At 68.0% G+C, this 26,492-nt stretch carries 22 protein-coding genes; 12 read left to right on the top strand and 10 right to left on the bottom strand.

Annotated features, from left to right (window positions below):
• Window positions 1–229 precede the first annotated feature (229 nt).
• The 5 genes from WS46_RS10745 (at window position 230) to WS46_RS10730 (ending at window position 5,381) form a co-directional block, all read left to right on the top strand.
• Window positions 230–1,267, top strand: a complete 1,038-nt coding sequence (locus WS46_RS10745; RefSeq protein WP_082725297.1) for a LacI family DNA-binding transcriptional regulator — start codon at window positions 230–232, stop codon at window positions 1,265–1,267.
• A gap of 241 nt (window positions 1,268–1,508) precedes the next feature.
• On the top strand, window positions 1,509–3,290 hold the full coding sequence (locus WS46_RS10740) for an IlvD/Edd family dehydratase (RefSeq protein ID WP_059690499.1): 1,782 nt from the start codon (window positions 1,509–1,511) through the stop codon (window positions 3,288–3,290).
• A gap of 35 nt (window positions 3,291–3,325) precedes the next feature.
• Window positions 3,326–4,519 (top strand): fumarylacetoacetate hydrolase family protein, encoded by a 1,194-nt coding sequence (locus tag WS46_RS10735; RefSeq protein WP_059690498.1) that lies wholly within the window; start codon window positions 3,326–3,328, stop codon window positions 4,517–4,519.
• A 146-nt stretch (window positions 4,520–4,665) separates the two neighbouring features.
• A complete protein-coding gene (locus WS46_RS36015; protein WP_162999306.1) occupies window positions 4,666–4,836 on the top strand; it encodes a hypothetical protein in 171 nt (56 codons plus the stop codon).
• 146 nt (window positions 4,837–4,982) lie between these two features.
• Window positions 4,983–5,381 carry a cupin domain-containing protein gene (locus WS46_RS10730; protein ID WP_059690497.1) on the top strand — a complete coding sequence of 133 codons (399 nt, stop codon included), beginning with the start codon at window positions 4,983–4,985 and terminating at the stop codon, window positions 5,379–5,381.
• 52 nt (window positions 5,382–5,433) lie between these two features.
• On the opposite strand, the gene WS46_RS10725 is transcribed toward WS46_RS10730, so the two are convergent.
• Complete coding sequence (locus WS46_RS10725; RefSeq protein ID WP_059690496.1) at window positions 5,434–6,309, bottom strand: aldo/keto reductase family oxidoreductase; 876 nt, start codon at window positions 6,307–6,309, stop codon at window positions 5,434–5,436.
• A gap of 100 nt (window positions 6,310–6,409) precedes the next feature.
• Between WS46_RS10725 and WS46_RS10720 the strand changes: the two genes are divergently transcribed.
• Together WS46_RS10720 and WS46_RS10715 are read left to right on the top strand one after the other, a co-directional pair.
• Window positions 6,410–7,339, top strand: coding sequence for a LysR family transcriptional regulator (locus tag WS46_RS10720; RefSeq protein ID WP_059690495.1), 930 nt, complete (start codon window positions 6,410–6,412; stop codon window positions 7,337–7,339).
• Window positions 7,340–7,450: 111 nt separating this feature from the next.
• Window positions 7,451–8,407 (top strand): mannuronate-specific alginate lyase, encoded by a 957-nt coding sequence (locus WS46_RS10715; RefSeq protein WP_059690494.1) that lies wholly within the window; start codon window positions 7,451–7,453, stop codon window positions 8,405–8,407.
• A 27-nt stretch (window positions 8,408–8,434) separates the two neighbouring features.
• Here WS46_RS10715 and WS46_RS10710 read toward each other — a convergent pair whose 3' ends face one another.
• The 5 genes from WS46_RS10710 to xylA all read right to left on the bottom strand — a co-directional run bounded on the left by WS46_RS10710 (window position 8,435) and on the right by xylA (window position 15,202).
• Entirely contained in the window at window positions 8,435–9,634 is a 1,200-nt protein-coding gene (locus tag WS46_RS10710; protein WP_059690493.1) for a sugar ABC transporter permease, read from the bottom strand.
• Window positions 9,631–11,190, bottom strand: a complete 1,560-nt coding sequence (gene xylG / locus WS46_RS10705; RefSeq protein ID WP_059690492.1) for a D-xylose ABC transporter ATP-binding protein — start codon at window positions 11,188–11,190, stop codon at window positions 9,631–9,633. The genes WS46_RS10710 and xylG overlap by 4 nt, the downstream gene beginning before the upstream one ends.
• Before the next feature lie 69 nt (window positions 11,191–11,259).
• Window positions 11,260–12,288 carry a D-xylose ABC transporter substrate-binding protein gene (gene xylF / locus WS46_RS10700; protein WP_059536104.1) on the bottom strand — a complete coding sequence of 343 codons (1,029 nt, stop codon included), beginning with the start codon at window positions 12,286–12,288 and terminating at the stop codon, window positions 11,260–11,262.
• Between the two features lie 108 nt (window positions 12,289–12,396).
• Entirely contained in the window at window positions 12,397–13,875 is a 1,479-nt protein-coding gene (xylB, locus tag WS46_RS10695) for a xylulokinase (protein ID WP_059690491.1), read from the bottom strand.
• Between the two features lie 4 nt (window positions 13,876–13,879).
• On the bottom strand, window positions 13,880–15,202 hold the full coding sequence (gene xylA, locus WS46_RS10690) for a xylose isomerase (RefSeq protein ID WP_059690555.1): 1,323 nt from the start codon (window positions 15,200–15,202) through the stop codon (window positions 13,880–13,882).
• A gap of 263 nt (window positions 15,203–15,465) precedes the next feature.
• Here xylA and WS46_RS10685 point away from each other — a divergent pair, with 263 nt between their 5' ends.
• From WS46_RS10685 to WS46_RS10665, 5 genes are all read left to right on the top strand, one after another.
• A complete protein-coding gene (locus WS46_RS10685) occupies window positions 15,466–16,659 on the top strand; it encodes a DNA-binding transcriptional regulator (protein WP_059690490.1) in 1,194 nt (397 codons plus the stop codon).
• 27 nt (window positions 16,660–16,686) lie between these two features.
• Window positions 16,687–17,775 (top strand): aldose epimerase family protein, encoded by a 1,089-nt coding sequence (locus WS46_RS10680; RefSeq protein WP_059536093.1) that lies wholly within the window; start codon window positions 16,687–16,689, stop codon window positions 17,773–17,775.
• Window positions 17,776–18,012: 237 nt separating this feature from the next.
• Complete coding sequence (locus WS46_RS10675) at window positions 18,013–18,777, top strand: LysR substrate-binding domain-containing protein (protein ID WP_059690489.1); 765 nt, start codon at window positions 18,013–18,015, stop codon at window positions 18,775–18,777.
• Window positions 18,778–18,887: 110 nt separating this feature from the next.
• The gene (gene frmR / locus WS46_RS10670; RefSeq protein ID WP_006753040.1) at window positions 18,888–19,163 is read left to right on the top strand and encodes a formaldehyde-responsive transcriptional repressor FrmR; all 276 of its coding nucleotides are present in this window, start codon (window positions 18,888–18,890) and stop codon (window positions 19,161–19,163) included.
• Between the two features lie 58 nt (window positions 19,164–19,221).
• Window positions 19,222–20,331, top strand: coding sequence for an S-(hydroxymethyl)glutathione dehydrogenase/class III alcohol dehydrogenase (locus WS46_RS10665; protein WP_059536073.1), 1,110 nt, complete (start codon window positions 19,222–19,224; stop codon window positions 20,329–20,331).
• A 117-nt stretch (window positions 20,332–20,448) separates the two neighbouring features.
• Here WS46_RS10665 and WS46_RS10660 read toward each other — a convergent pair whose 3' ends face one another.
• From WS46_RS10660 to WS46_RS10645, 4 genes are all read right to left on the bottom strand, one after another.
• Window positions 20,449–21,432 carry a hypothetical protein gene (locus tag WS46_RS10660; protein WP_059690488.1) on the bottom strand — a complete coding sequence of 328 codons (984 nt, stop codon included), beginning with the start codon at window positions 21,430–21,432 and terminating at the stop codon, window positions 20,449–20,451.
• Entirely contained in the window at window positions 21,429–21,947 is a 519-nt protein-coding gene (locus WS46_RS10655) for a (2Fe-2S)-binding protein (protein WP_059690487.1), read from the bottom strand. Before WS46_RS10655 ends, WS46_RS10660 begins: the two co-directional genes overlap by 4 nt.
• On the bottom strand, window positions 21,944–24,676 hold the full coding sequence (locus WS46_RS10650; RefSeq protein ID WP_059690486.1) for a xanthine dehydrogenase family protein molybdopterin-binding subunit: 2,733 nt from the start codon (window positions 24,674–24,676) through the stop codon (window positions 21,944–21,946). The genes WS46_RS10655 and WS46_RS10650 overlap by 4 nt, the downstream gene beginning before the upstream one ends.
• 836 nt (window positions 24,677–25,512) lie before the next feature.
• Complete coding sequence (locus tag WS46_RS10645; RefSeq protein WP_059690485.1) at window positions 25,513–26,487, bottom strand: type II secretion system F family protein; 975 nt, start codon at window positions 26,485–26,487, stop codon at window positions 25,513–25,515.
• Between the last annotated feature and the right edge of the window lie 5 nt (window positions 26,488–26,492).

Genomic DNA, 26,492 nt, shown 5'->3' with positions numbered 1-26,492 from the left:
CATGTTACCGATAACATTCGCGCCCAAAAAAAGCGCCGATCTGGCGATGGGCGCAACCGGCGATCTGATACCGGTAACAGCTTCGAAGGTAGCATGCCGCGACGAGCGTGCTCAAGTCCCGATCGACAAGTGGTTTCCCTAGTGCCGCGCGAATCACCGGCGCGCGGCGGCGGCCCGCACGGCACCGGTATCATGTAGCCTTTCCAGGTTTCTCCCGATCGCGATTCCCATGCCCAGCCCCACCGCCGTCCGGCCTGCCGGACCGCCCCGCATGTCCGATGTAGCGCGCCTGGCCGGCGTATCGAAGATGACCGTCTCGCGCGTGCTGGCCGGCCACAGCGTGGCCGCCGAGACGCGCGAACGGGTCTGCAGGGCCATCGACGAGCTCGGTTACGTGGCCGACGCCGCCGCCGGTGCGCTGTCGTCCGGGCGGTCGGAATTTGTCGCGGTGCTGGTGCCGTCGCTGTCGAGTTCCAACTTCTCCGACACCGTGCGCGGCCTGACCGACGCCCTCGAGCCGCATGGCCTGCAACTGCTGCTCGGCGACACCGACTACGACCTGGCGCGGGAAGAACGGCTGGTACGCTCCATGCTGCGTCACCAGCCGCGCTGCATCGCGCTGACGGGTGCGCAGCACACCGATGCGACGCGCACGGTGCTGGCGCGCTCGGGCATCCCCGTGGTCGAGATGTGGGACCTGCCCACGCATCCGATCGATACCGCGGTGGGCTTCTCGAACGTGCGCGCCGCGCGCGCGATGGTGCGCCATCTGGCCGAGCGCGGCTACGAGCGCATCGGCTTTCTCGGCGGCGCCAGCGCACTGGACCGCCGCGGGCTGGACCGGCTCAAGGGATACCAGGCGGAGATCAAGGCGCTGGGGCTGGGCGAGCCGCGCGTCGTGCGGCTGGGCGAATCGCCGATCACCATGAGCCACGGCGGGCCCGCCATGGCAGCACTGCTGGAGACGTGGCCGGACACCACCGCGGTCATGTGCGTGAGCGACATGTCGGCGTTCGGCGCAATCATGGAATGCCATCGACGCGGACTGTCCGTGCCCGCGGACATGGCCGTGGCCGGCTTCGGGAACTTCGAAGTGGCGACATGCTGCCACCCGACCATCACCACGGTGTCGGTCGACGCCTACGGCATCGGCCTGCGCACGGGCGAGGCCCTGCTCGCCGCGCTGCAGGCGCGCGACGGCGGCGAACGGATCGAGCCGCACAGCATCCGCGTCGACTACACGATCGTCGCGCGGGAAAGCGCCTGACGAGCCGACTGCCGGACCTGTCGTCCTTCATGTGAAGCGGCGGCGTCCGATGCGCAACGTGCGCGACGTCATGGAGGCACCTCCCCCTCCTCCGTCGCCGCACGTTCCCCACCGCCTGCACCCACCCACACGCAAAATTCCCTTCCGCGACGCAAAAACCCCGTGCTAACATGCCCCGAAATGTTACCGGTAACTATCCGGCACAAAAACCGGACACGGCCCTATTCGGAGACAACCCGCCATGCCGCAAACCCCTCGCCGCCTGCGCAGCCAGGAGTGGTTCGACGACCCCGCACACGCCGACATGACCGCGCTCTACGTCGAGCGATTCATGAACTACGGGTTGACCCGTGAGGAATTGCAGTCGGGCCGTCCCATCATCGGCATCGCGCAGACGGGCAGCGACCTGGCGCCGTGCAATCGCCACCACATCGAACTGGCCGAACGCACCAAGGCGGGCATTCGCGACGCGGGCGGCATCCCGATGGAATTCCCCGTGCATCCGCTGGCCGAGCAAAGTCGCCGGCCCACCGCGGCGCTCGACCGCAACCTGGCGTATCTCGGGCTGGTGGAAGTCCTGCATGGCTTTCCGCTGGATGGCGTGGTCCTGACGACCGGATGCGACAAGACCACCCCCGCCTGCCTGATGGCCGCGGCCACCGTGGACATGCCCGCCATCGTGCTGTCGGGCGGACCGATGCTCGACGGCTGGCACGAGGGCAAGCGCGTCGGCTCGGGCACGGTGATCTGGCACGCCCGCAATCTGCTGGCCGCCGGCGATATCGACTACGAAGGTTTCATGCAGCTGACCACGGCATCGTCGCCGTCGATCGGCCACTGCAACACCATGGGCACGGCGCTGTCGATGAACAGTCTGGCCGAGGCGCTCGGCATGTCGCTGCCGGGGTGCGCGAGCATTCCCGCCGCCTACCGCGAGCGCGGCCAGATGGCATACGCGACGGGCAAGCGCGCCGTCGAGCTCGTCCGCGAAGACCTGCGCCCGTCGAAGATCATGACGCGCGCGGCCTTCGAGAATGCCATCGTCGTCGCCTCCGCGCTCGGCGCATCGACCAACTGCCCGCCGCACCTGATCGCCATCGCGCGCCACATGGGCGTGGCACTGAGCCTGGACGACTGGCAGCGCTTCGGCGAATCCGTGCCGCTGCTCGTCAACTGCATGCCGGCCGGCGAATACCTCGGGGAGAGCTTCCACCGCGCCGGCGGCGTGCCCGCCGTGCTGCGTCAACTCGATGCGGCCGGCCTGCTGCGGCGCGACTGCCTGACCGTGTCCGGCCGCGCGATCGGCGAGATCGCCGACACGGCGCAGGAGGCCGACCGCGACGTGATCCGCACGCCCGACGCGCCGCTCAAGCATGGCGCCGGCTTCATGGTGCTGTCCGGCAACTTCTTCGACAGCGCGATCATGAAGATGTCGGTCGTCGGCGAGGCCTTCCGGAAGACCTACCTTGCGGAGCCGGGCGCGGAAAACACCTTCGAGGCACGCGCCATCGTCTTCGATGGCCCCGAGGACTACCACGCCCGCATCAACGACCCTCGGCTCGACATCGACGAACGCTGCATCCTGGTGATCCGGGGCTGCGGCACGGTCGGCTACCCGGGCAGTTCGGAAGTCGTCAACATGGCGCCGCCCGCCCATCTGGTGAAGCGTGGCGTGACGTCGCTGCCATGTCTCGGCGATGGACGCCAAAGCGGCACGTCGGCCAGCCCGTCGATCCTGAACGTGTCGCCGGAAGCGGCCGTCGGCGGCGGCCTGGCCCTGCTGCGCACGAACGATCGCATCCGCGTGGACCTGAATCGCCGCAGCGTCGACCTGCTCGTCGACGCAGAAGAACTCGCGCGCCGCCGCGAGACCGCAAGCTTCACCGTGCCGCAGGCGCAAACGCCGTGGCAGGCGCTCTATCGCCAGTTCGTGGGCCAGCTGTCCACCGGCGGCTGCCTCGAACCGGCCACGCTCTATCTGAAGGTCATCGAGCAGCGCGGCAACCCGCGCCATTCGCACTGATCCACCCGCCCACGACTCTTGCCGAGCTGACGACCATGCGTACTCCTTCCGTTTCCGACTGCCTGCCGCACGACCTTGCGCAGGCCCTGCTAATCGGCCGTGTCTGGCGGCACGACGGCGCCCACGCGGGCCCGAGCGTCGTCGCCGTGCGCGGCGGCGACGTGTTCGACATCACGCGCACCGTGCCGACCACCGCGGACCTGTTCGACCGCCCCGACGCGGTCGACATCGCCCGCACCGCCCCCGGCGAATCGCTCGGCCGTGTCGAGCCGCTGTTGCAGGCGGCGCTGGACGGCGCGTCCAGCGCCCTGCGCCTGCTCGCCCCGTGCGACGTGCAGGCCATCAAGGCGTGCGGCGTGACCTTTGCCGTCAGCCTGATCGAACGCGTGATCGAAGAACAGGCCGGCGGGGATCCTGCCAAGGCGACGGAAGTACGCGAAACCATCGCCGCGACCATCGGCACCGATCTGTCGAAGATCGTCCCCGGTTCAGACGCCGCCATGCGCTTGAAGGCGGAACTCGAGCGCCGCGGCGCGTGGTCGCAATACATGGAAGTCGGCATCGGCCCGGATGCCGAGGTGTTCTCCAAGTCGCAGCCCATGTCCGCGGTGGGCTTCGGCGCGGACGTGGGGCTGCTGCCCGGATCGGTATGGAACAATCCGGAGCCGGAGATCGTGCTGGCGGTCGCCAGCGACGGCCGGCCGGTCGGCGCCACGCTCGGCAACGACGTGAATTTGCGCGACATCGAAGGCCGCTCCGCGCTGCTGCTCGGCAAATGCAAGGACAACAACGGTTCGTGCGCGATCGGCCCGTTCGTGCGGCTCTTTGACGGCGGCTTCACGCTGGACAGCGTGCGGCAGGCCAGCGTGTCGTTGCGCGTCGACGGTGCGGACGACGACTTCGTCCTCGACGGCATCAGCCACATGCGCGAGATCAGCCGCGACCCGGCCGATCTCGTCGCGCAGACCTGCGGCGCGCATCACCAGTATCCGGACGGCTTCATGCTGTTCCTGGGCACGATGTTCTCGCCGATCCAGGACCGCGACGCGCCCGGCGGCGGATTCACGCATCACCTGGGCGACCGCGTCACCATCTCCACGCCCGCGCTCGGCGCGCTCGTCAACGTCGTGCGGCTTTGCACGGAGATCGCGCCGTGGACCTTCGGCGTGCGCGCGCTGTACGCCAATCTGGCCGCACGCGGCCTGCTCGATGCCGCGGCATGCCGTTGAGCCGATAAACCGCATGCCGCCCGCATCCGGCACGACGCAGCCGAACCGGGAACGAAATATGCGCGCATCCCGGTTTGCCGGTTGCACGGCAGGTTTTGCAACGCAGGCAACCGGCGTCATGACCCGCAATTACAAGGAGAAAGGCGATGACTCTGCTTATCTACCTGCTCGGATGGATCATTTTCATCGCCGGCGTGGCATGGGGCCTGATGACGCTGCACGTGTCGCAACACATCATCGAGATCGTCGCCGTCATTCTGTTCGGCATCGCGGTGATCACGGGCGCGACGCGCGCACGCAATCGCGACCGGACGTAGCCGCTGAACGCGCGCCGGATGCCGCATGCGTTCAGGCGTCGTGCAGCGCGGCGGCGGCGTCAATATAATCGGCTTTCCCGACGAATCGATGATCGGCGACGTGCCGGTTTCGATCGTGTATTCGTACAGCCGAATCTGGAGCCGAGATGACCCTCCCCGCCGTTCCGTTTGCCGATTCGTTCGACCTAGAGGCTGCCTTCGCCGATGTATCGGAGTACTGGTCGCCGAAGGTCGTCGCGCAGGTCAACGATCAGTACGTGAAGGTCGCCAAGGTGCGCGGCCAGTTCGTGTGGCACGACCATGCGCATGAAGACGAGCTGTTCTTCGTCGTGCGCGGCCGCCTCAGGATCGAGTATGAAGGCGGCCGCGCGGTCGACTTGCCCGCCGGCTCGATGCACGTCGTGCCGCGCGGCACGCAGCACAATCCGGTCGCCGACGACGAATGCTGGGTCGTGCTGATCGAGCCCGTGCAGACGAAACACACCGGCGACGTCCAGTCGCCGCTGACCCGGACGATCGACGAGCAGTTGGGTCAGGCGCGCTGAGTCCCGTGCCGGCGTCGCTTCGGGCATCCGCCGCGCGACGGCCGCACCGGGTTCAACCGCGGGCGGACACGACGCCGTCGAGTTCGCGCACGGCATCGTCCGGCAACGCCAGCGAACCGGCGGCGAGATTCTCGCGCAGATGCGCGACCGACGACGTTCCCGGAATCAGCAGGATGTTCGGCGCGCGGCGCAGCAGCCACGCGAGCGCGGTCTGCATCGGCGTCGCGCCGAGCCGCGCGGCGACGGTGTCGAGCGCGGACGACTGCAACGGATTGAAGCCGCCGAGCGGAAAGTACGGTACGTAGGCGATGCCGTCGCGGGCAAGCGCATCGACGAGATCGTCGTCGTCCCGGTGCGCGAGGTTGTAGTGGTTCTGCACACAGACGATGTCGCAGATCCGGCGCCCTTCCGCGACCTGCGCGGCCGTGACGTTGCTCAGCCCGATGTGCCGCACGAAGCCTTGCCGCTGCAGTTCGGCCAGTGCGGACAGCGGCGCCTCGATCGAGCCCTCGGCCGGGCCGTGCGTGTCGAACATGATGCGCAGATTGACCACGTCGAGCACGTCGAGACCGAGGTTGCGCAGGTTGTCCTGCACGGCGGCGGCGAGCGCTTCGGCCGAGAATGCCGGCAGCCACGAACCGTCTTCGCCGCGCCTCGCGCCGATCTTGGTCACGATGAGCAGATCGTCGCGATACGGATGCAACGCTTCGCGAATCAGCCGGTTCGTCACGTGCGGGCCGTAGAAGTCGCTCGTATCGATGTGGTCGACGCCCGATGCAACGGCTTCGCGCAGAACGGCAAGCGCCGCATCGCGATCCCGGGGCGGGCCGAACACGCCGGGACCGGCGAGCTGCATCGCGCCATACCCGATGCGGTGAACGCGGCGGCCCGCGATGGAAAACGTGCCGGACTGGACGACGGGGGACATGATCGTGCTCCTGTGGCGAATGAATGAGCCGCAGGTTACGCCGCGACGCGCTGCGCGATAACCGGTCATAATCCGCACGACCTGTACGAAAGGGCGAACAATGCAAGTCGATCTGGGCGATCTGAACGCGTTCGTGGCGGTGGCGCGCGCGAAAGGCTTTCGTGAAGGTGCGCGCACGATCGGTGCGAGCGCGTCCGGCCTGAGCGAAGCGGTGCGCCGGCTGGAGACGCAACTCGGCGTGCGGCTGCTGCACCGCACGACGCGCAGCGTGGCGCCGACCGAAGCCGGCGAGCGCCTGCTCGCGCGGCTCGCGCCGGCGTTGGGCGAGGTGGAGGCGGCGCTCGACGTCGTCAATACGTTTCGGGAGCGGCCGGTCGGCACGCTGAAGCTCAACGTACCGACGAGCGCGGCGCGGCTCGTGCTGCCGTCGATCGTCCCGCGCTTTCTCGACGCGTATCCGGAGATCCGGCTCGAGATCGTGGCGGACGAAAGCTTCGTCGATATCCTCGCGGCCGGCTGCGACGCGGGCATCCGTTACGACGAGCGCCTCGAACAGGACATGATCGCCGTGCCCATCGGCCCGCGTTCACAACGCTTCGCCACCGCCGCGGCGCCCGCCTACCTCGACCGTCGCGGCCGTCCGGCCCATCCGCGCGAACTGCTCGATCACGCATGCCTGCGCGGCCGGTTCGCGAGCGGCGCGATGCCGGCGTGGGAATACGAGCGCGCCGGCGAAGTGGTCCGCGTGGAGCCGTCCGGGCCGCTCGTCGTGCAGATCGGCGGCGCCGTCGATCTCGTCGTGGATGCCGCCTGTGCGGGGCTCGGCATCGTGCATCTTTACGAAGACTGGCTTCGTCCGCATCTCGCGAGCGGCGCGCTCGAGCCCGTGCTTGACGAATGGTGGCGGCCGTTTTCCGGCCCGTATCTGTACTATCCGGGGCGGCGTTTCGTGCCGGCTCCGCTGCGGGCCTTCGTCGATTTCATCAAGGCGGATGTCCAGCAACAGGCGTTCATCGAGAAAGGCGGATGAAAGACCTCGACGCTAGACTGCGTGCGGCACGTCGCTCGCGTAAGCGGGCGCGGCTCGCCGCTCGGCCCGCCACGGCCTGCGTGCCCTTTCACCGTCATCGACGAGGCTCGCATGCGCCATCCGACGAAACGCCCGCTGTTCGCCATGCTGCTGGCCGCCGCCGCACTGTCGTGCGCCGTGCCGCCTGCGCGTGCGTGCGACGTGCCCGCCCCCGTCACGCGCATCGATCCCCCCGGCTACTACGACGATGCGGCCGGCTATGCGCGCGCAGTGAAGCCGATGCGCGATTTCATCGCGCGGCTCAATGCGTCGGCCGACAACGGCGACTGGTCGTGCGCGGTGACGCTGCTCGAAAGCTGGGCGCGAGCCGACGCGCTGATGGGGCCGATCTCCGGTTATCAGGGCGACTACGAGCGTTCGTGGGCCGGCACCGACTTCGCGATGGTGATCCTGCGCATGCCGCGCGACGTGCGCGACGCGAACCGCGCGCGGCTCGATGCAATCGGTCCGTGGCTCGAACGGATCGCGATCGCCACCCGCGATTCGGAGGCGATCAACCATCTGCACAACAATCTCGTGTACTGGGCCGGGCTTGACCTGATCGCGATCGGCACCGTGACGGACAACGCAAACCTCGTCGATTCCGGACTGCTGAGCGTGCGCGAGGGCATTCGCGACATCGGCCCCGACGGGGCGCTCGCGCGCGAAGTGAAACGCGGCAACCGCGCGCTGCACTATCACACGTTCGCGCTGCTGCCGCTCGTGTTCGCGGCCGAACTCGTGCAACGGCGCCATATCGATCTCTATCGGGAAAACGATCACGCGATCGGCCGTCTCGCGAATCTCGTGATCGACGCGGTGGACGATCCCGCGAGCTTCGCGAAAATCACGCCGATCCGCCAGGACCTGTTCCCGTGGACGCTGCGCGACGAGCTCGCCTGGGTCGAACCGTACTACGCGCGCTTCGGCGATCGCCGCCTGCCGGCGATCATTGCACCGCGCCGTCCGTTCAGCGAATGGCGGCTCGGCGGCAACGTGACGGCGGCGTGGGGCGCGCCGCTGCGGTAAGCGGCAAGCGCCTCCACGCAGACAGCCTCACCGCCGGTTCGAACGCGACACCACGTCGATCCACACCGCCAGCACCAGCACCGCGCCCTTGACGATCATCTGCCAGTACGCGTCGACGTCGAGCATCGACATCCCGTTGTCGAGGCTCGCCATCACGAGCGCGCCGATCAGCGCGCCATAGACGGTGCCCGACCCGCCGCGCATCGACGTGCCGCCGATGAAGCATGCGGCGATCGCGTCGAGCTCGCCCATCGTGCCGGCCGACGGCGAGCCGGCCGCGAGCCGCGCGGTGTTGACGATGCCCGCGAACGCGCACATCAGCCCCATCAGCGCGAAGATCGCGAGCTTCACACGGTCGGTGTCGACGCCCGACAGCCGCGTCGCCTCCAGGTTCGACCCCACCGCATAAATGCGCCGGCCGAACACGGTCTGCGTCGCGATCCACGAAAACGCGCCGAGCAGCGCGAGCAGCAGCAGCACGGGCACCGGGATGCCGCCGTAGCGGTCGAGCGTCGCGACGAACGCGAACAGCACCGCGCCGGCGCCGACCACTTTCGCGACGTCCTGCCACAGCGGCGCGACCGCGAGCCGATAGCGGTGCCGCGTGCCCCGCTGCCGGATGACCAGCAGCGCGACGAGCGCGAACAGCAGCACCGCGAGGCCGTCGCCGGCCGCGCGCGGCAGATAGCCCTGCCCGAGGAACACGAAGCCGTCGGACACCGGCGCGATCGTCGAGCCGCCCGTCACGCCGAGCAGGATGCCGCGGAACGCGAGCATCCCGCCCAGTCCGACGATGAACGACGGCACGCGCCGGTAGGTCGACCACCAGCCGTTGAACAACCCGACCAGCACGCCCAGCGCGAGCACGGCCGGCACCGTCGCGGCCACGGGCCAGTGGCGGTTGACGTCGAGGATCGCCGCAATGCCGCCGAGCAGCCCGAGCAGCGAGCCGACCGACAGGTCGATCTCGCCCGCGATGATCACGAACACCATCCCGCATGCGAGCATCCCGGTGATCGACATCTGCCGCAGCAGGTTCGACACGTTGCGCGGCGTGACGAACGCGCCGTCGGTCAGCACCGAGAAAAACACCCAGATCGCCGCGACCGCGAACAGCAGCGCGAGCACCTTGTAGCGCACGAAGATCTGTCGAAGCGGATGGCGATGCGTGCGGCGCGCATCGGCGTCCGGCGGCACGGTGGAAGAGGAGGAAAGTTCGCTATTCATGTGGCACTCGCTGCAATGGGTTCGGCCGGCTGCCGCGCGGGCTTCAGCGCGGCGCCGAGTATCTGTTCCTGCGTGAGACCGTCGTTGACGAAATCGCCGCGCAGCTCGCCTTCGCCGATCACGAGCACGCGATCGGCAAGCCCGAGCACTTCCGGCAACTCCGACGACACGACGATCAGCGCGACGCCGCGCTGCGCGAGCGCGAAGATCAGCCGGTAGATCTCGGCCTTGGCGCCCACGTCGACACCGCGAGTCGGCTCGTCGAGGATCAGCACCTGCGGGTCGGCCAGCAGCATCCTGGCGAGCACCGCCTTCTGCTGGTTGCCGCCGGACAGGCTCGCGATCGGCAGAAAGGGATGCGCGGCACGCACCGACAGCCGCTGCATCTCGGTGCGGATCGCGTCGAGTTCGGCGGCCGCGTCGATCCGCCCGTGGGCGGCGAAACGGCGCAGCACCGACAACGTGATGTTGTGGCCGACGCCGAGCTGCGGCACGATCCCGTGACGCTTGCGGTCCTCGGGCACCATCGCGATGCCCGCGCGGATCGCATCGGCCGGCGAACGGATCGCGAGCGGCCGGCCGTTCATCCGCACGCTCGCCGTGCTCGCGCCCGGATACGCGCCGAAGATCGCCTGCATCAGCTCGGTGCGGCCGGCGCCGACCAGCCCCGCGACGCCGAGTATCTCGCCGCGCCGCACGCTGAACGACACGTCGTCGACGCGCTTGCGGCGCGGGTTCGCCACGTCGTGACAGGTCACGTTGCGCGCTTCCAGCACGACGTCGCCGATCTCGTGCGGCTCGCGCGGATACAGGTTGCGGATCTCGCGGCCGACCATCATCGCGATGATCCGGTCGGTCGTCATCCCGCGCATCGGCTCGGTCGCCACGTGGCGGCCGTCGCGGATCACGGTCACGGTGTCGCACACCGCGTCGACTTCGTCGAGCTTGTGCGAGATGTACACGCATGCGACGCCGCGCCGCTTCAGATCGCGCACGATGTCGAGCAGGATGCGCGTCTCGGCCGCACTCAGCGACGACGACGGCTCGTCGAGGATCAGCAGCTTCGCGCGCTTGTTCAGCGCCTTCGCGATCTCGATCAGCTGCTGATGGCCGCCGCCGTAGTTCATCACCGGCTGCGCGACGTTGATCGCGTCGATCCGCAGTTCGCGCAGCAGCGCCTCGGAACGCCGCACCATCTCCGCGTAGTGCATGCGCCCGCCGGGCAGCGTGATCTCGTTGCCGAGGAAGATGTTCTCCGCGACCGACAGCTCGGGCACGAGCATCAGTTCCTGGTGGATGATCACGATGCCCGCGCGCTCGGTATCGCGCACGCCGGACGCGACGAGCGGCGCGCCTTCCCAGCGGATCTCGCCATCCCACGTGCCGTGCGGGTAGACGCCCGACAGCACCTTCATCAACGTCGACTTGCCGGCGCCGTTCTCGCCGCACAGCCCGACGCACTCGCCGGGGCGCACGGTCAGATCGATTCCGTCGAGCGCCTTCACGCCATCGAATGCCTTGACGATGCCGCGCATCGTCAGCAAGGGTTCGGTCATACGTTCATTGCCTCGCAGTGAGCATGCGGCCGCACCTGGCCGGCCGCACGCATCCTGCCCGTCGCGCCGTTACTGGCTCGCGAGCTGGGCCTGGGTATAGAAGCCGTCCTTCACGACGACGTCGACGTTGCGCTTGGTGAGCAGCGTCGGCTGCAACAGCACCGTGTCGACCTTCTTCTTCCCGTTGTCGTACTGCGCGTTGAACGCGGGCTTCGTGCCCTTCGCGAGATCGACCGCGAGCTTCGCGGCTTCGCTCGCGATCAGCTTCAGCGGCTTGTAGACGGTCATCGTCTGCGTGCCGGCGATCACGCGCTTGACCGCCGCGAGGTCCGCGTCCTGCCCGGACACCGGCACCTTGCCGGCCAGGTGTTGCGCGGCGAGCGCCTGGATCGCGCCGCCCGCGGTGCCGTCGTTCGACGCGACGATCGCGTCGATCCGGTTGTTGTTCGCGGTGAGGGCATCCTCGACGATGCGCAGCGCGGTCGATGCGCTCCATTCGGGCACCCACTGCTGGCCGACGACCTTGATGTCGCCGCGATCGATCGCCGGCTTCAGCACCTTCAACTGGCCCTCGCGCAGCATCTTCGCGTTGTTGTCGGTCGGCGCGCCGCCGAGCAGGAAATAGTTGCCCTTCGGCTTTGCATCGAACACGCCCTTCGCCTGCAGTTCGCCGACCTTCTCGTTGTCGAACGAGATGTACGCGTCGACGTCCGCATCGAGGATCAGACGGTCGTACGACACGACCTTGATGCCGGCCTTCCTCGCTTCGGCGACGACGTTGCCGAGCGTCTTCGAATTGAACGGCACGATCACGATCACGTCGACGCCGCGCGAGATCAGGTTCTCGATCTGCGAAATCTGCCGCTCCTCGCTCGCATCGGCCGACTGCACCGACACCTTCGCGCCGAGCTTCGTCGCGGCCGCGACGAAATAGTCGCGATCGCGCGACCAGCGCTCGACGCGCAGGTCGTCGATGCAGAAGCCGATCTCGGGCTTGTCCTTGCTCGCATGCGCGAGCGGCGCGCCGAGCGCGAAGAGCGCCAGCGCTGCCGCGCCGGCAAGGGAACTCAATACGGTACGACGCGTCACGGATTTCATGTCTCCACTCCTTGTTATTGGACAACTCACGAACACCGGGCGGCCGCGGGAATGCGCCGCCCGCATCGAGTCACTGCAAAGCACGGGATCGCACCGGCGAAGCGCCGGTCACGCGCCCGTCGCAAACACCGGCTCGAGCGCGCGGTAAAGCGCGCGAAACGTCGGCCGCCGCGCATCGCGATACCACGCGTGTCGCGCGGGATCGGGCTCGCGCACCGCGACGATCGGCGGCTGCGGACACACGTCGTCGAGCGACGCATCCGGTTCGAGCGCGAGATGCGCGAGCCGTGCGGCGCCGAGTGCCGGGCCGACCTCGCCGCCCGCGCGCAGCGTCAGCGCGCGACCGCTCAGGTCGGCGAGCATCTGCGTCCAGTACGCGCTGCGCGAGCCGCCGCCGATCACCGTGATGCCTTCGGGCGCCAGTCCGGCCGCATGCAGCGCATCGATGCCGTCGAGCAACGCGAAGCCGACGCCTTCGAGCGTTGCGTTCGCGAGATCCGCGCGCTGCGTGTCGGGCGTGAGCCCGTAAAACACGCCCTTCGCATTCACGTCGTTGTGCGGCGTGCGCTCGCCGCTCAGGTAAGGCAGGAACCACGGGCGGCTGGCGCGCGCGTTCGCCTCGGCATCGGCGAGGAGTGCGGCAACGCCGTCGTAACCGGCCAGTTGCGCGGTGAAGTCGATGCAGCCGGCCGCGTTCAGCATCACCGACATCAAATGCCAGGTATCGGGCAGGGCGTGGCAGAAGCTGTGCACCGCCGATTCGGGGTTCGCGCGAAACCCGTCCGACACCGCGAAATAGACACCCGACGTGCCGAGCGACAGCAACGCGTCGCCGGGCCGCACGATCCCGACGCCCACCGCGCCGGCCGCGTTGTCGCCGCCGCCGGCCACCACCGGAATCTCGCGCAGCCCGAGCGCGCGCGCGACGGCCGGCAGCAGCGTGCCGGTCACGCGGTTGCCCTCGAACACGGCCGGCATCTGCGCGCGCGACAGCCCGCACGCGGCGAGCAGCGTATCGTCGTAGTCGCGCTTCGCGACGTCGAGCCAGAGCGTGCCGGCGGCATCCGACGGATCGGTCGCGAACGCGCCGGTCAGCCGGTAGCGCAGGTAATCCTTCGGCAGCAGCACGTGTGCGATGCGCGCGAACACGTCGGGCTCGTGGTGGCGCACCCACAGCAGTTTCGGCGCGGTGAAGCCCGGCATCGCGACGTTGCCCGTCACCGCGCGCAGCGCGGGTACGAGCCGCTCGAGTTCCGCGCACTCCGCGTCCGCACGGCCGTCGTTCCACAGGATCGCGGGGCGCAGCACGTCGCGGTGCGCATCGAGCAGCGTCGCGCCGTGCATCTGCCCGGTCAGTCCCAGCGCGTCGATGTCGCGCGGATCGATGTCGGCCGCGCGCGCCTCATCGACGACCGCGGCCAGCGCGCCGCACGCGGCGTCCCACCAGTCGCGCGGCGCCTGTTCGGACCAGCGCGGCCGCGGCCGGCTCACCGTCAGCGTGCGGCTCGCGCTCGCCCGCACCACACCGTCGCGGTCGAGCAGCACCGCCTTCACGCCCGACGTGCCGAGATCGAGTCCGATGTACATGGCGTCAGCGCAGCCCGTAGATCGCCTGGTTCACGATGTTCTCGAGCCGCTCCTGCGCGCCGCTCACATGCCGCGGGTCCACGCCGCGCGCGAGCGCGTCGTCCGCGAGCGACTGCAGCGTATAGCCGCCCGACAGGATCTTGCGGCCGAACGCGTCGTCCCACTGCGCGTAGCGCTGCCGGCGCAGCGCATCGAGCCGGTCGTTCTCGACCAGCACGGCCGCGCGTTCGAGCGCGAGCGCGAGCACGTCGATCGCGCCGACGTGGCCGTAGAACAGGTCTTCCGGATCGATGCTCTGGCGCCGCACCTTCGCGTCGAAGTTCATCCCGCCGGTCGTGAAGCCGCCGTGGCGCAGGATCTCGTAGAACGCGAGCGTCAGTTCCTCGACGCTGTTCGGGAACTGGTCGGTATCCCAACCGTTCTGCGGATCGCCGCGGTTCGCGTCGACGCTGCCGAACACGCCGAGTGCGAACGCATTCGCGATCTCGTGATGGAACGAGTGGCCGGCGAGCGTCGCGTGGTTCGCCTCGATGTTCACGCGAATCTCGTTCTGCAGTCCGTACTGCATGAGGAAGCCGTGCACGGTCGCGACGTCGTAGTCGTACTGATGCTTGGTCGGCTCCTGCGGTTTCGGCTCGATCAGCAGCGCACCCTTGAAGCCGATCCGGTGCTTGTGCTCGACGACCATCGACAGGAAACGCGCGAACTGATCGCGCTCGCGCTTCAGGTCGGTATTGAGCAGCGTCTCGTACCCTTCGCGGCCGCCCCACAGCACGTAGTTCTCGCCGCCGAGCCGGTGTGTCGCGTCGAGCGCGTGGCGCACCTGGGTCGCGGCCCACGCGAACACGTCGGGGTTCGGATTCGTCGCGGCGCCCGCCGCGAAGCGCGGGTGCGAGAACAGGTTCGCAGTGCCCCACAGCAGCCGCACGCCGCTCGCCTGCTGGCGCTCGCCGAGATAGTCGACCATCCGTGCGAAATTGGCCGCGTACTCGCGCAGGCTGTCGCCTTCCGGCGCGACGTCGGTGTCGTGGAACGTGTAGAAAGGCGTGCCGAGCTTCGTGAAGAACTCGAATGCGGCATCGGCCTTCATCCGCGCACGTTCGAGCGCGTCGCCCGGCTGCTGCCACGGCCGCCGGAACGCGCCCTGCCCGAAGATGTCGTGCCCCGGCCATACGAACGTATGCCAGTAGCAGACCGCGATCCGCAGATGCTCGGCGAGCGTCTTGCCGAGCACGCGTTTCTCGGGGTCGTAATAGTGGTAAGCCAGCGGGTTGTCCGACTGCGGACCTTCGTAGCGAATGGCGGGAATGTGTTCGAAATACGACATGGTGTCTCCGTGCTGGGTCTTGGTGCAGCGCAACGCGCGTCGCGACGACGCACGCGGTCGAATCCGGTTGGCTGGATCGTGCCCGCGCGACTGCCGGCCGGCAATTGCGAAATTGCGCAGCACGCTTAACGTTTCTTGCCAGCCGCTGCGCGCGGCGTGCGTTCCGTCCTACAATCGCCGGACACCAGAGAACCGCGCGGCACCGCCCGCGCGCCCCGGAGACAATGGCGAGACGCCCGAGCGGCGCCCGCCCCGAGACCGACATGACCCGTGCCTCTTCCGCCCAGACGCCGCACCGCATCGCGCTGCTGTTCAACGCGAACAAGGTCTACGACCGCGAGATCATCAGCGGCATCGGCCAGTACCTGCACACGACGCGCGTCGTGTGGGACCTGTTCCTCGAAGACGACTTCCGCTGCCGGCTTGCCGGCATCGAACGCTTCGACGGCGACGGCATCATCGCGGACTTCGACGATCCGGCCGTCGCCGACGCGCTCGCCGGCTCGCCGCTGCCGATCGTCGCGGTCGGCTCGTCGTATGAGGATCCAGCGCAGTACCCGGACGGCGTCCCATATATTGCGACGGACAACCCGAAGCTCGTGTCGCTCGCCTATACGCATCTGATCGGCGCGGGGCTCACGCATTTCGCGATGTACAGCCTGCCGGTCGCGCAGGAGAACCGCTGGGCGCAGCAGCGTGAGCTCGCGCTCGACCGGCTCGCGCGCGCGGACGGGCTCGACGCGCCGATCTACCGCGGCGTGTCCACGAGCGCATCGGGCTGGAATCACGCGATCGAGCAGTTGATCGGCTGGCTGCATGCGCTGCCGAAGCCCGTCGGCGTGATCGCGGTCACGGATGCGCGCGCGCGGCATCTGCTGCAGGCGTGCCTGCTCGCCGGCATCGCGGTGCCGGAACAGGTCGCGATCATCGGCATCGACAACGATCCGCTCACGCGCACGCTGACGCGCATTCCGCTGTCGTCGGTGATCCAGGGCACCGAGGAAATGGGCCGCACCGCCGCGCACCTGCTGCACCGGATGCTGCGCGGCGCGAGGTTTCCCGGGCAGCGCATCCTCGTGCCCCCGGTCGGCATCAACGTGCTCGAATCGACGCGCCACCAGCCGCTCGCGAGCCCGCACGTGATGCGCGCCCGGCATTTCATCCGGCAGTACGCGTGCCAGGGGATCAAGACCGAACAGGTCGCCGACTATGTCGGCGTGTCGCGCTCGCTGCTCGAAGAGCACTTCCGGCGCGAACTGCAGCGCACCGTGCACCAGGAAATCCTGCGTCACAAGATCGAGGCCGCGCAGGCGCTGCTCGCGAGCCGCAATGCGTCGAGCGCGGAAGTCGCGATCCGCTGCGGCTTCACGTCGCTGCAATACATGTATGCGGTGTTCCGCCGCGAACTCGGCTGCACGCCGCGCGAGTATCAGGAACGCGCGGCATCGGCTCACTGAATTCACCGCTCACGAGCGAACCCACACATGCATATCGACACCGACTCCCCCCGCCCGGCATCCGACGTCGGCCGCATTCCGTCCGAACCGTGGGGCACGCTGCCCGGCGGCGACCCGGTGCGGCGCTACACGCTGCGCAACGCGCACGGCATGCGCGTCGTCGTCAGCGATCTCGGCGCGACCGTCGTGTCGTGGCTCGCCCCCGACCGCACCGGGCGCTTCGCCGATATCGTGCTGGCGCACGACACGCCGGCCGAGTACCTCGAATCGGGTGCGTACCTCGGCGCGACGGTCGGCCGCTGGGCCAACCGGATCGCGGACGCGCGCTTCACGCTCGACGGCATCGATTACACGCTCGACCGCAACGAGAACGGCAATCTGCTGCACGGCGGCGCAAGCGGCTTTCATCGCGCGCGCTGGGACGTGATCGACGACCGCGGCGAGCTGACGCTGCGGCTCGATTCGCCGGAAGGCGATGCGGGATTCCCCGGCAACGTGAGCGTGCAGGTGCGCTACGTGCTCGACGACGACGGCACGCTGACGATCGACTATTCGGCACGAACCGATGCGCCGACCCCGCTGAACCTCACGAATCACAGCTACTTCAACCTCAGCGGACGCGCGGGCAGCGACGTGCGCGGCCACCTGCTGCAGGTCGACGCCGACGCGTTCGTCGAAGTCGACGACGCGCTGATCCCGACCGGCACGGCCGACGTGACCGGCACCGCGTTCGATTTCCGGCAGAGCGCGCCGATCGGCGCCCGCCTCGACTGGCCGCATGCGCAGCTCGCGCGCGGGCGCGGCTTCGATCACTGTTACGTGCTGCGCGACCCTACGCGCGGCGTGCGGCCCGTCGCGTCGATCTACGATCCGGAAAGCGGTCGGGAGCTCACCGTGTCGACGGATCAGCGCGGGCTGCAGCTCTATACGGGTAACTATCTGGATGGCGTGCGCGTGGGCGGCGGCATCCCGTGCGTGCGGCATGCGGCGCTGTGCGTCGAAGCCGGGTTCTATCCGAACCAGGTCAACATGGACGCGTTGCGCGATGAAACCATCCTTCATCCGGGCCAGACCTATCGCCAGACGACCCGGTATCGGGTCGGCATTCGCGGATAGCAGGCAACGCACGCGTTCTTTGCGTCGGCATCGGCGGCTGCGCGACGCTCGTGCAACGTTGCCCGCGCGGCCAGTGCGGTTTCCGACGTCACGGATCGGGGCGCCGGAGCGCGTCGTGCGGGAATCGACGGGGGTGGCGCGGGGTTGACACACGGAGCGCGTCGCGTCGACGTCGCGCACCGGCCAGCCGGCCCGCTTTCGATCCCGATCCGGTCAGAACTTGTGCCGAATCCCCGCATGCTCACGCACGCGAAGCTCGTGCTCAAGCAGCTCGAGCATGCGCAAAGCGATCTCGAACGAATGCGCGGACGCGTCGAGGGGCGGCTGAGCGTCGGCGTCACGCCGTGGCTGACGATGACGTTCCTCGCGGAAACCGTGCTGCGGTTTCGCGAGCGGATGCCCGACGTGCGCCTCGAACTCTACGAAGCGCTGATGGCCGTCGCGCAACCGCTGCTGCGCGACGGCAGCATGGATTTCGCGCTGGGTCACGTGCAGGCCGGCGGCGGCGCGCAGGAATTCGCGTTCGAGCCGCTGCTGCGCTACGAGACGTCGGTGATGGTGCGCGCCGGGCATCCGCTCGAACGCGCGAAGTCGGTGCACGACCTGCTCGAATGCGACTGGGTGCTGAATTCGTCGGCCGACGGCCAGGCCGCGCTCGTCGACTATCTGTTCACGCGGCACGGCACACGGATCGACGAGCGGCGCATCGTGCGCGCGCAATCGGTCGCGATGCTGCAGACGATGCTCGAGCAGGCCGGCATGTGCACGTGGTGCCCGACGATCCTCGCGGCGGTGCCGCCGTTCGGTGAGCGGATGCGCGTGCTGTCGCTCAGGGAGACCTTCGAGCCGAGCGAACTCGGCATCGTCACGCGCCGCAGCAGCACGCTGAGCGACGCCGCGCGCTGCTTCATCGACTGCCTGCTGCAGGTGATCCGGCGGCATGCGCGGTCGGCGCGCAGCGAGGACCTTGCACTGTTCCGCACGCTCACGCTGCTGATCTGACGATGTGCCGGGCAGGCGCACGCGCGCGGCGCCTGCCCGGCAGCGATCCCGTATACCTTCGCGCCGCATTGCTCTATACTGCCCCCCAGTATCCGGAACCCACCGATCCCATGCCCCATTCCCCCGAAGAAAAGAAACGCGTCCTGACCCGCGTGCGCCGTGTTCGCGGGCAGCTGAACGCGCTCGAGCAAGCGCTCGAGGAGGGGGCGGACTGTGGCCCGATACTTCAGCAACTGGCTGCCATCCGCGGTGCGATCAACGGCGTGATGGCCGGCGTGCTCGAAAGCCATTTGCGCGAGGAATTCACCCAGCTCGCGGACGCCCCGCGGCCCTCGTCCGGATCGATCGACGATATCGTGACCCTCGTCCGGTCCTACTTGCGCTGACCGGCGCAGGTTCGTCGACGTCCGAGCCATTCGATGATTCTTTTTTGACAGGATTGCCATGAAATCACGTGCCGCAGTTGCGTTCGAGGCGGGTAAGCCGCTCCAGATCGTCGAAATCGACGTCGAACCGCCCCGCAAGGGCGAAGTGCTCATCAAGATCACCCATACCGGCGTCTGTCACACCGATGCCTTCACGTTGTCGGGCGACGATCCGGAAGGCATCTTTCCCGCCGTGCTGGGCCACGAAGGCGCCGGCATCGTGGTGGAAGTCGGCGAAGGCGTGACGAGCGTGAAACCCGGCGATCACGTCATTCCGCTGTACACCGCCGAATGCGGCGAGTGCCTGTTCTGCAAGAGCGGCAAGACGAATCTGTGCGTGTCGGTGCGCGCCACCCAGGGCAAGGGCGTGATGCCCGACGGCACCACGCGCTTCAGCTACAACGGCCAGCCGATCTATCACTACATGGGCTGCTCGACGTTCAGCGAATACACCGTCGTCGCCGAAGTCTCGCTCGCGAAGATCAACCCGGACGCGAACCCGGAGCAGGTGTGCCTGCTGGGCTGCGGCGTCACGACCGGCCTCGGCGCGGTGAAGAACACCGCGAAGGTTCAGGAAGGCGATACGGTGGCCGTATTCGGTCTCGGCGGCATCGGCCTCGCGGTGATTCAGGGCGCCAAGCTCGCGAAGGCCGGCCGCATCATCGCGATCGACACCAACCCCGGCAAGTTCGACCTCGCACGCGTGTTCGGCGCAACCGACTGCGTCAATCCGAAGGACCACGAAAAGCCCATCCAGCAAGTGATCGTCGACATGACCGGCTGGGGCGTCGACCACAGCTTCGAGTGCATCGGCAACGTCAACGTGATGCGCGCCGCGCTCGAATGTGCGCACCGCGGCTGGGGCCAGTCCGTCATCATCGGCGTCGCGGGCGCCGGCCAGGAAATCTCCACGCGCCCGTTCCAGCTCGTCACCGGTCGCCGTTGGCTCGGTACGGCATTCGGCGGCGTGAAGGGCCGCTCCGAACTGCCGGGCATGGTCGAGGAAGCGATGGCCGGCACGATCCAGCTGGCGCCGTTCGTCACGCACACGAAGCCGCTCACCGGCATCAACGAAGCGTTCGACCTGATGCACGAAGGCAAGTCCATCCGGACCGTCGTGCATTTCTGAAATACGCGCAACGAGATCGGCCGCAGTAACCGGTCTCGTTGCGCGATACCGCCGGCACGCCAGGCGCTCGGGCCGGACGTGCCGGCGATCGGAACCGGCGCGCAACCCGCGCGCGACCTATTTGGCCGCCTGCGCCGCGGGCGTGAAACTGCACTTCGGATCGTTCTTGCCACGCGCCGAACAGCATTCGAGCAGATCGCTTACCGACTTCGCGTTCGCCGCATTCCATTCATACAGGCTCTTGTTGTTGTCGATCGGCATCCAGTGCGTCATCGGATACCGGCTCGCACGCGCGTTGCTTCCCTTCGGCGGCGGCAGCAAACCGGCGGCCAGCGGCACGTAGATCTTGCAGCTGTTCTGATCGCCGATCCGGTGACAGCCGATGCAGGTATTGCCCGGCGTGCTGATCGCGCGCGACGTCCACGACGCGAAGTCGGCGCCGAGGTTCACGTACTTGCCCCACGGATCGGTCGGCACCTTGTTCCAGACCTGGCCGATCCACGGGCTGTACATGACCGGGCTCGCGTCGTGACACGACACGCAGCGCTTCGTCGCGGTCGCGGCCGGCTTCCACCAGAATTCCGCCGCGGACGGATGGCCGGGCGGCGGCGTCGTCTCGTTCGGCGGCGGCACGCGCGCTGCGTTCATGCCCTCGGTGCCGCCCTTCTCCGCATGAAACCAGCAGGTCTTGCCGTTGCCCGCATGATGCAGCACGATGTCGACTTCGTCGTAATACGGGCTCCGGTTCGCGCGGATCTGCTTGCGGCGGCAAAACGCCGAGATCTGCGTGTCGCCGCGCGACAGGTCGAGGATCTTCGAATACGGCGTGCACTGTCCGGACGTCGGCGCGTCGTAGGGCAACAGCGCCGGGCGATCGCACGTCATGTGCGCCGCGTAGCGCGCGGGCACGCGGCCGTTGACGGTGATCGGCACATCGGTGCCGTCATTGCAGTCGAACGCGGGAATCTCGCCGATTTCGTCGGTGCACTGCTGCGCATACTCGTGCAGCGACGTATCGCCGCTTGCCGTCGCGAGCGCGAGCGGCGCGACCTGTGCGGCCAGCATCGTCGCCAGCGCGACGACGCAGGTTCTCATCGTCATGCCGCCCCCTTCGTGTAGCGTATCGCCACCTTGCGAATGGCCTCGATGTACTTCACGTAACCGGTGCAACGACAGATGTTGCCGCCCACCCAGGTTTCGATCATCGCGTCCAGATCGCGCTCGTGCACCGGCTGCGCGCGCAGATGATCGAGCATCGCGGTCGCGGCCATCAGGAAACCCGACACGCAGTAACCGCACTGGAACGCGAACGACTCGAGAAAGCTCTGCTGCAGCGGCGACAGCGCGCCGCCCTGCGCGAGCCCCTCTATCGTGTACACGTGCATGTCCGCCATCGCGCTGACCGGCGTCGAGCACGACAGCGTCTTTTCCATCGGCGCATCGGGCGCATTGCGTACGCCGACCGTGCACGCGCGGCACACGCCGATGCCGCAGCACAGCTTGGTGCCCGTCAGGTCCTGCCGCTCGTGCAGGAAGTCGATGAGGTTCATGTCCGCGTCGGCCGCGTCCGCTTCGACGGGCTTGCCGTTGACGATCATTCGGACCGGATTGCTCATTGCAGTGCCTCCCGAATCTTCTCCGGCGTCACGGGCGTCACCCGAAACCGCCGCCCCGTCGCCATCGCGAGCGCATTGAGCAGCGCCGGCGCGATCGGACACATCACCGCTTCCGCGATGCCGCGTGCGTTCGCGGGATCGCCGCCGGGCGGCGGTAATGCGATCAGCTCCTGCACGGGAATGTCCGGCAGCCGCGTGACCTCGTAGCGATCCAGATTCCATCGGCCGCCGCCCGGCCCGTCCGGCCCCAGCGGACAGGTTTCGGTCAGCACGTTGCCGATACCCATCGCGACCGCGCCCTGCGACTGCCCTTCCACGAGCTCCGGCGACAACTGCCGGCCGACGCTCACCGCCGTCACCACGCGTTCGACCTTCACGCGCCCGGTCGCCGAATCGACGGACACCGCGACGAGCGTCGCCGACGGCGCGTAGGTCGTGCGCCCGTAAAGCGTCGTATTGACCGGCGGCGGCTGCAGCACGCGCTTCAACGGTGTCAGGTGATACGGATCGAGGCCGACCGCCACGTAGTCGTAGTCGACCTGCGCATTGCCGGACGCGAACGGATAGGTTCCCTTCCAGAAATACCCGGCATAACTCGCATGCACGGCCGCGATCGTCTGTAATCCTAGCTTCCTGATCGTGCCGAGCAGCGCCGCCCACGGAATCGGTGCGAGGCCGTTCGCGGCGAGTGCGCGATCGGTCCAGCGCACGTCCTCCGCACGCACGGGTATGCCCCACCACGCGCGCGCAGCGGGCAGCACGCTCTGCAGAAACAGCACCTGCGCGGCGCCCTTGACCGCGTGGTACTGATGGAATGCGCCGAGACAGGCGCTCGACGAACCGTAGGTGTAGCAGACGTACTTGCTGTCGTCGGGCGGACTGCTCGAACGCTTCAACCCGAGCGCGTTGAACGGCCCGATCTCGCTCATCGCAATCGTTTGCGCGTTTTGCCCGAGAAACTCGGCCGGCGCGAGACCGAGCGTCGTGGCCGCGCCGTTGCCCATGTCGGTGTATGGCGTGACCACGCGCAGGTTGCCGTCAGGCAGGATCTGCACCATGCCGAACATCCCGTCGCCGGAGGTGCCGTATGCTTCGTTCGCCATCGCGAGGCCGACGCCGTAGCGGAGGCCGCGCGCGCTGCGCTCGGCACGAATCTGCTCACGCTCGAGCCATAACGGATGACGTTCGAGCCGGTCGAGCAGCGCGTCCAGCTGCAGGTCGAACAGGATCGGCGCGCCCGTGATCGCGCGGCCCTTGCCGAGCTCGGGCGCCTTGCCGAGCAGGTTGGCGCGCCGGATCTCGAACGGCGACATCCCCAGCCGGCGTGCGGCCTCGTCCATCAGCGTCTCGATCGCCATGAACGCCTGCGGCCCGCCGAAGCCGCGCTGCGAACCGCCGAAGACTTCCCGCGTGTAGGTCGACGCGGCCTGCGCGCGTGCCCGCGGAATCTCGTAGCAGCTCATCGCGCTCAACGCGGCAAGCTGCGCGACGTACGGCGACAGGTTCTTCTTTCCGCCGCCGTTCATCAGGAAATCGCAGGTGATCGCTTCGAGCTTCCCGCGGCGGTCGAACCACAGCGATTCGGAGAACTGCGTTTCGCAGCGTTTCAGGCCAACCTGGAATTGCTCGTAGCGCGACTGCTGCCAACGCAGCGCGCCCTTCGCAAACGGTGCCGCCAAGGCCAGATAAAGCGGGAAGTAGGATTTGTCGCGTCCGCCGAAGCCACCGCCCGGGTAGCACGCGATGACCTGGGCCTCCTTGACCGCGACGGCGCTGCCGTCGAACAGCAAACACGCACCATTCGCATCGTCGTTCGCCGACTGCGTGCCGAGCACGAGGCTGATCTTCGACGCGGACGCGTCGTACCATGCGAGTCCCGCTTCGGGCTCCATGAACATCGGGTCCATCGCCGGCGTCTCGAACCCCTCGTCGCCCGTCGCCCGAATGCCGATCCACGTGCCGGCGGCCGCGTGGCTGGCGATCGTCGCATCGATGTTGGCGACCGCCGCCTCACGTTCCTCCAGGTACTTCGCCGTCGGCTTGCCGTTGCCGTCGGTCTGGTAGTTGTCGACGTAGCTGAACCGCCGCGCGTCGTCGCGCACGTAGACGGTCACGGGCGAATACGGCACGACCGGTGCGGCCTGGCCGGTGCCGACCGGCGCGCCGTACCGGATCACGCTGCGATTGAAATCGAGCAGCTTCCTCGCGCGACGATAGATGTCGAAGTTCTCGAAGATCAACAGCGCGGCCGGTTGCCCGTAGCAGTCCGCCGGATAACCCACTCGCGCGAGCCAGTAGATGTCCTGGTTCGCGATCGGATCGGGCCCCGGTGCAAGCTTGATCCTGCGCGCGCTCAGCAACGCGTTGTCGACGATGGCGATCGGCCGCAGTTTGTGCGGCAGCACGCCGAGATCGTAGCCCTGATACACGGCGTCGACCCGGTCGCAGCGCAGTGCATAAAGCCAGTTTTCCTGCTGCGGCCAGCCGACGAAGTCGCGGGACTTGAAGTCGCGCGCGTAGATCTTCTGGCCCGTTACCTTCGGCATGCCATCGATGCGCCAGCGCGCCTTGCCGGGCACCGGCGCCCAGCTCGGGCCGTCCGCATCGACCTGCGTCTCGCCTGCGGCGAGTACGAGTGCCGGCAAATGCGTAACCGAAACGGCGACGACGGCGCCGCTGCCGGCGAGCTTCAGAAACGTCCGGCGTGTCACAGGCACATGGATGGCCATGCTGCGTCCCTCGTTCGAATTGTTATGTCGGTCCGTCAAGTGCGCGACGTGCGTCGCCACGCCGGCCGCGAGCGGCCCGATACGCGTGTGCGTCGGTGCACAGGATGTCGGTGAGAAAGCGGTGTTCCGGGCGCGGTTGCGCGCGCCGGCCGTCAGGAATCGGGAGGGAGACGACGCGCGCCGAAGCCCGGTGGCATCGCAGGTTCGGTCCGCGCGGGTGGGCGCCTGTTCGATGAAGCGTCAGGCGGCGTGCATCGCGCTGCGTATTCGTTCATGATTCCCCCGGCCCCGATCGTGCTTGACTGGCCTGTTGCCCGTATTGTCGGGCAGTCGCTCGATTTTCAGGCGTTGTGTTCGTTCTTTCCGCGACGCGGGGCGATCGTCCCGTTCGCGGCATCATTCGAGCCTGATTTTGAACAATCGTAGGAATTCGAATCGACGATTTCAAGGAGATTTTCGGGCGCGATGACGCGCGCATCGGCGGCGGCATCTGTCGATACGTGCCGCGGCCGCGCGGCGGTTGCCTGCGTCGAGCGGCAATCCGGTAAACAATCGCTCGCGTTATCGACACGAATGGATTCAGCCGTGACGGCTGGTCCGTTCCGGGCGGTTTTCCGTCCGGGGTTAGCCGTAGGGGGCCACCCGCGCGGGCAGTGGACTACGGCTGTCTCCATGGTCGACCATGGGTCCGGGTTGCGTTGACGCCGCTATGATCGACCTGTCTCGCGGCGCCGCCCGGGGGGAGGAGGAGCCTCCCATGAAGACGGTGACCGTGCCGGCCGGCGGTGCCCGGGCGGCACGTACATCCGGTTCGCGCGGCAGTCCCGCGCCGCTGCTTACTGCCCGATACTCGTGAAGGTCGGCAGCAGCACGCGATACACGTGAATCATCGCCGGCCCGAGCAACACGCACATCAGCGCCGGGAAGATGCAGAAGATCAGCGGGAACAGCAGCTTCAGCGCGATCTTCGCGGCGCGCTCCTCGGCGCGCATCCGCCGCCGCGTGCGCAGCATGTCGGACAGCACGCGCAGCGATTCGGCGATGCTCGTGCCGAAGCGGTCGGCCTGGATCAGCATCGCGCAGAACGATTCGATGTCCTCGACGCCGGTCCGCAGTGCCAGATTGCGCAGCGCGGTTTCCTTGGTGAACCCGGAACGCATCTCGAGCAGCAGCAAGTCGAGCTCGCTCGCGACCACTTCGCTGCGAAAGCGCAGTTCCTCGCTCACCCTCATCAGCGCCGCATCGAGCCCGAGCCCTGCTTCGACGCATACGGTCAGCAGGTCGAGCGCATCCGGAAAGTCCTCGAAGATCACCCGCTGACGCGTCGCGATCCGCCGCTTGAGGATCACGTTCGGCACGTAGTAGCCGATCCCGGCGAGCGCGACGAGGATGAACGACAGCAGCATGCGTTGACCTGCGAGCCGGGTCGTGGCGAGCGCCAGCAGCGCCGCGCCCGGCAGCGCCAGCGCGAGTACCGTCTTCGCCGCGAAGTAAAGCGCGCCCGCGTTCGGATCGCGCCAGCCGGCGTTCATCAGCCGGATCCGCAGCGGTGAATTCTCCCAGCCCTCCTGCGGCACCGACAGCCGGGAAATCGGTTGCGACAGCTCGACGAGCTTCGCGACCCAGCGCGATGCCTGCCCGCCGCCGTCGCCCGCGCCGGCGCCGATGCCGACACTTGCTCCGCTCGCCTGCTGGATCCGGCGCTCCATGTTGCGCGGCGCAAACAGCAGCATCGCGACCAGCACGCCGCCGGCGACGAAGATGAACAAGCCGGCCAGCATCACGGTATGTACTACGCTCAGGTTTTGCATGACAG

Source organism: Burkholderia sp. RF4-BP95 (assembly GCF_001521985.1).
Lineage (GTDB): Bacteria > Pseudomonadota > Gammaproteobacteria > Burkholderiales > Burkholderiaceae > Burkholderia > Burkholderia diffusa.
This window is presented reverse-complemented; position numbering and strand designations above follow the sequence as displayed.

Excerpts from the sequence above, each read along its gene's own strand:
- WS46_RS10645 (WP_059690485.1), bottom strand. The coding sequence starts at position 26,487 with ATGCAAAACCTGAGCGTAGTACATACCGTGATGCTGGCCGGCTTGTTC.
- WS46_RS10655 (WP_059690487.1), bottom strand. The coding sequence starts at position 21,947 with ATGAGCAATCCGGTCCGAATGATCGTCAACGGCAAGCCCGTCGAAGCG.
- WS46_RS10740 (WP_059690499.1), top strand. The coding sequence starts at position 1,509 with ATGCCGCAAACCCCTCGCCGCCTGCGCAGCCAGGAGTGGTTCGACGAC.
- WS46_RS10680 (WP_059536093.1), top strand. The coding sequence starts at position 16,687 with ATGCATATCGACACCGACTCCCCCCGCCCGGCATCCGACGTCGGCCGC.
- WS46_RS10745 (WP_082725297.1), top strand. The coding sequence starts at position 230 with ATGCCCAGCCCCACCGCCGTCCGGCCTGCCGGACCGCCCCGCATGTCC.
- WS46_RS10725 (WP_059690496.1), bottom strand. The coding sequence starts at position 6,309 with ATGTCCCCCGTCGTCCAGTCCGGCACGTTTTCCATCGCGGGCCGCCGC.
- WS46_RS10720 (WP_059690495.1), top strand. The coding sequence starts at position 6,410 with ATGCAAGTCGATCTGGGCGATCTGAACGCGTTCGTGGCGGTGGCGCGC.
- xylA (WP_059690555.1), bottom strand. The coding sequence starts at position 15,202 with ATGTCGTATTTCGAACACATTCCCGCCATTCGCTACGAAGGTCCGCAG.
- xylB (WP_059690491.1), bottom strand. The coding sequence starts at position 13,875 with ATGTACATCGGACTCGATCTCGGCACGTCGGGCGTGAAGGCGGTGCTG.
- xylF (WP_059536104.1), bottom strand. The coding sequence starts at position 12,288 with ATGAAATCCGTGACGCGTCGTACCGTATTGAGTTCCCTTGCCGGCGCG.
- WS46_RS10735 (WP_059690498.1), top strand. The coding sequence starts at position 3,326 with ATGCGTACTCCTTCCGTTTCCGACTGCCTGCCGCACGACCTTGCGCAG.
- WS46_RS10715 (WP_059690494.1), top strand. The coding sequence starts at position 7,451 with ATGCGCCATCCGACGAAACGCCCGCTGTTCGCCATGCTGCTGGCCGCC.
- WS46_RS36015 (WP_162999306.1), top strand. The coding sequence starts at position 4,666 with ATGACTCTGCTTATCTACCTGCTCGGATGGATCATTTTCATCGCCGGC.
- WS46_RS10660 (WP_059690488.1), bottom strand. The coding sequence starts at position 21,432 with ATGACGATGAGAACCTGCGTCGTCGCGCTGGCGACGATGCTGGCCGCA.
- WS46_RS10685 (WP_059690490.1), top strand. The coding sequence starts at position 15,466 with ATGACCCGTGCCTCTTCCGCCCAGACGCCGCACCGCATCGCGCTGCTG.
- WS46_RS10730 (WP_059690497.1), top strand. The coding sequence starts at position 4,983 with ATGACCCTCCCCGCCGTTCCGTTTGCCGATTCGTTCGACCTAGAGGCT.
- WS46_RS10710 (WP_059690493.1), bottom strand. The coding sequence starts at position 9,634 with ATGAATAGCGAACTTTCCTCCTCTTCCACCGTGCCGCCGGACGCCGAT.
- WS46_RS10675 (WP_059690489.1), top strand. The coding sequence starts at position 18,013 with ATGCTCACGCACGCGAAGCTCGTGCTCAAGCAGCTCGAGCATGCGCAA.
- WS46_RS10665 (WP_059536073.1), top strand. The coding sequence starts at position 19,222 with ATGAAATCACGTGCCGCAGTTGCGTTCGAGGCGGGTAAGCCGCTCCAG.
- frmR (WP_006753040.1), top strand. The coding sequence starts at position 18,888 with ATGCCCCATTCCCCCGAAGAAAAGAAACGCGTCCTGACCCGCGTGCGC.
- WS46_RS10650 (WP_059690486.1), bottom strand. The coding sequence starts at position 24,676 with ATGGCCATCCATGTGCCTGTGACACGCCGGACGTTTCTGAAGCTCGCC.
- xylG (WP_059690492.1), bottom strand. The coding sequence starts at position 11,190 with ATGACCGAACCCTTGCTGACGATGCGCGGCATCGTCAAGGCATTCGAT.